Origin of the sequence: Wohlfahrtiimonas larvae (assembly GCF_002006755.1) — a bacterium.
Classification (GTDB): domain Bacteria; phylum Pseudomonadota; class Gammaproteobacteria; order Cardiobacteriales; family Wohlfahrtiimonadaceae; genus Wohlfahrtiimonas; species Wohlfahrtiimonas larvae.
In genome coordinates, this window is sequence record NZ_MVDO01000105.1 from 1 (window position 1) to 4,421 (window position 4,421).

Genomic DNA, 4,421 nt, shown 5'->3' on the forward strand with positions numbered 1-4,421 from the left:
GCTTTTATCGATTTAGTATCGAAGCAAATTAAAGAGCTATATGCTAGTGAAGCACTCACTAGTGATGGATTAAAAGTTTTCACAACCTTGGATCCCATCGTCCAAACTTATGCAGAGAAAGCGGTCATTGAAACATTGCCTGCCATAGAAAAAACTCGTGGCGTTAAAGATATTCAAGCTGCAATCATCATCAGCCAAAATAATACAGGTGAAGTTGAAGCCCTAGTCGGAGATCGTCAGGTTCGCCAAGCTGGCTTTAATCGAGCATTGAGTGCGAAACGTCAAGTTGGCTCATTGATTAAACCATTTATTTATTTACGAGCACTAGAAGAACCGCAACGTTTCTCTTTAGGTACACTGTTAGATGATCAAACGCGCTTTGAAATGAACTCAGGCGGTAAAGTATGGGCGCCCAATAACTATGATAGAAAACTTCATGGCTGGATTCCATTAATCACAGCGCTCACTAAATCCTACAATATTCCAACCATTCGCTTAGGCTTAGATGTCGGTGTCAATAATGTTTTAGATACACTTTATCGCTTAGGTTTGAATGAAAATGAATATCATTTCCCTGCTGTACCAGCATCATTATTGGGTGCAATCGACATCACAGTGTTTGATGTCACACAAATGTATTCAACCATTGCAAACGATGGCTACTATATCCCATTGAAATCTATCCGTGAAGTGACGCAGCAGGATGGTACTGTTTTAGCGCAAAATATTGTTGAGCCAAAACAAGTCATCTATCAAGGACCTAATTTCTTAATAACCAAAGCAATGCAAAATGTGATTGATGCTGGTACTGGCGGTGGTATTCGCCGAGCAGGCATCAAAACTAAAATGGCAGGTAAAACTGGTACAACCAATGATTATCGTGATGCTTGGTTTGCAGGATTCACAGGAGATCGTACAGCTGTTGCATGGGTTGGTAAAGATGATAATACCCGAATGGGGCGTGTTGGTGGTGCAACGGGTGGCTTGCCTGTATGGGCTGCTGCAATGAAACCTCTCATATTAGAAGACATCAATACAACAACACCTAAAGATGTTGTGGATGTTCGTATTAATATGTCAACAGGTTTGCCGCCACCTAACTATTCATGTCCTGGCAAACAAATTTTAACACTGCCATATATCAAGGGCTATCAGCCAACTTACCCAGGAGATTGTGATTTTTATCCACCTGAAACAGATTTTGATTTTGGTGGCGAGTTTGAGCCATTTAACTTTGATAGTTTTGAGTAATTACAAACGAGTAGAGAATCTCTCTACTCGTTTTATACATTTTATGATAAATTATCGACACTGACTTTTATGTCTAACCAAACTTTTAACATATCGTTATATGGGAATAACTATAGTGAGAACTACAACATTTCTAATATTAGCTCTACTTGTCATTAGCGGATGTACATCTCGCACTGATGGTGGCGCTAGAGTTCGTCCATTACCAAATCAACCTGTAACGCCAACTATTCCTAATGGCATTCCTCTTGATGATGGTACGGGCAACCAAAATACAGGTGCATATAATCAGGCTCAACCTTATGGTCAAGCTAGCACTACAGGTGAAGTACAATTTCCAGCTTACTCTGGTCAAGGTACAGAATTTCCTGCTGATAATGCAGCATTTCCTGCATACCCAAATACTCCAGATCCAAACAGCCAGCAATCAACATATACGCCACCTAATACTGGCTCAACACCTATGATTCCTGGGCAAAATAATGTTGCAACAGCAACAACAAACACTTATCAACCATCACAAAATCAAACAGGTGCTGTTCAATCTTTATTAGATGAAGCAAACTCTGCAGTCAAAGCAGGTCAGTTAGAGAAAGCAGCAACTGCATTGAATCGTGCAGTAAGATTAGAACCTAATAATGCAAGTATTTGGTATGATCTTGCACAAATTCGCCTACATCAGGGCAAATATGAGCAGTCTGAACAATTAGCAAAAAAATCTATTGATTTTGCAAAAAGCAATCAAGACCTCATGAATAAGAATTGGCGAGTGATCTCTTCCGCGCGTAAAGCAAGAGGAGATTCAGCAGGTTCAGATGAAGCGATGAGAAACGTACAATAAATCTCTCATCAATGATCACTCAAAAACACTCAAATATCATTCCTATTCATCATATTGATGAATAGGCTCTGCTTTGCATCCTATGATATTTTTTTAGAATTTAATTTTGGTTATAAATACTGAGGAATAACAGTACTAATACAAATCACTGCGTTAACAACTAATAACGACTCTAAATGTAACGTACATTGTATTAAAAATAGGTAAGGAGTGATCTCTGTAAACTCCTCACTATTTAGGGCCTGGAGAACACAATGAAACGCATGCTAATTAATGCGAGCCAACCTGAAGAGACACGTGTCGCTTTAGTAGATGGGCAGCGCCTATATGATTTAGATATTGAAAATGCTACAAATATTCAGAAAAAAGCAAACATTTACAAAGGTATCATCACTCGAATCGAGCCATCTTTAGAGGCTTGTTTTGTTGACTATGGTTCAGAACGCCATGGTTTTTTATCCTTTAAAGAAGTTTCTAAAGAATATTATTCTGATGCTGCAAAAGCCATGCAAAAGCCATCTATTAAAGATGCATTAACAGAAGGCATGGAAGTCATCATCCAAGTTGAAAAAGAAGAGCGCGGTAATAAAGGGGCTGCACTCACAACAATGATCACATTAGCAGGTCGTTATTTAGTATTGATGCCAAACAACCCAAAATCTGGTGGTGTTTCTCGCCGTATTGAAGGCCAAGAGCGTGTTGCGATTCGTGAAGCAATGAGCCACTTAACAATCCCTGATGAAATGGGGGTCATTGTCCGCACAGCAGGTTTAGGTCGTACAGCAGAAGAGTTGCAATGGGACTTGGACTATTTGATGACTCTTTGGCATTCAATTAAAACTGCCTCAACAGAAAAAGCGCCCTTCTTAATCTATCAAGAAAGTAATATCATCATTCGTGCATTACGCGATTATTATCGTAATGATATTGGTGAAATACTCATTGATAATGCTGAAATCTATGAAGAAGCAGCACTATTTGTGAGCAGAACCATGCCACAAATCCGCTCTAAAATTAAGTTATATGAAGATCAAATCCCGTTATTCACACGCTATCAAATCGAAAACCAAATTCAATCAGCTTACCAACGTGAAGTAAAATTACCTTCAGGTGGCGCATTGGTGATCGACTACACAGAAGCGCTAGTTTCTATCGATATCAACTCAGGTCGTGCAACGCGCGGTGCTGATATTGAAGAAACTGCATTCAATACTAACGTTGAAGCGGCTGAAGAAATTGCACGTCAATTAAAACTTCGTGACCTCGGTGGTTTGATTGTCATTGACTTTATTGACATGTTAGAGTCTGATCACCAACGTAAAGTAGAAAAAGCATTCCATGAAGCTCTATCTTTAGATCGTGCACGTATTCAAACGGGTCACATTTCTCGATTTGGCTTACTCGAAATGTCTCGCCAACGATTGCGCCCATCATTAGATGAAACAACACATATTGTATGCCCAAGATGTTCAGGCCATGGCACAATTCGCAACATCAAATCACTCGCATTAGAAGTACTACGCTTAGTAGAAGAAGAAGCATTAAAAGAACGCACTGGCGAGATTATTGTTCAACTGCCTGTTGATGTTTCTATCTTCTTATTGAATGAAAAACGAGAAGATGTTTCTGATATTGAAAAACGCTTAGGCGTACGTGTTGTAATGATTCCTAATCAAGAATTAGAAACACCACATTTTGAAATTACTCGCTACCGCACTGATCAAACAACATTGACCAATAAAGTCAGTAATGAACACAATATAACTGAAAAACCAACAGATGAAGCATTAGTTAACCAAGCTTATAATCCAACGAAACCACAAAAAAATATCCCTGTTGTGAGTAATATGGTACCTGCAACACCACCACCAGTTACAGAGGAAAAAGCACCTGAAGTTAAACCTGTACCATCATTATGGACAATGTTGGTCAATTGGTTTAAATCTTTGTTAACTCCTTCTGAGCCACAAATTTCAGAGGAAGAAACTAAGAAAAAATCTCAACAACCTAAACAGCGCCAGCGTTCTAATAATCGCCGCCGCAACAATCGCCGTGTAACAACTCGTGCCAATGCACCTGAGCACAATGAAATTGCAACTGTTGAACGAGTATCTGAAGTTCGTTCAGATATTACGAAAGCTGATAAATCAGAAAAAACTGATGATGTACGTGATAATAATGGTGAAGCACCAAAACCAAGAACACGTCGCTCTCGCAATAAAAATAATAATGCTAATAACAACAATACCACTCAAAATACTCAGAAAACTGAAAAGTCTGACAATAAAAATGAGAATATTGTTAAAGCAACAAGCATTACACCAAAACC

At 38.9% G+C, this 4,421-nt stretch carries 3 protein-coding genes; all 3 read left to right on the forward strand.

The window, feature by feature from the left end; translation table 11 throughout:
• Positions 1–1,251: penicillin-binding transpeptidase domain-containing protein (locus BZK14_RS06565; protein WP_281249088.1), on the forward strand; the 1,251-nt coding region annotated here is incomplete at its 5' end.
• Between the two features lie 115 nt (positions 1,252–1,366).
• Positions 1,367–2,092, forward strand: coding sequence for a tetratricopeptide repeat protein (locus BZK14_RS06570; protein WP_077925746.1), 726 nt, complete (start codon positions 1,367–1,369; stop codon positions 2,090–2,092).
• Between the two features lie 254 nt (positions 2,093–2,346).
• On the forward strand, positions 2,347–4,421 hold a 2,075-nt coding region (locus BZK14_RS06575), incomplete at its 3' end, for an Rne/Rng family ribonuclease (RefSeq protein WP_077925747.1).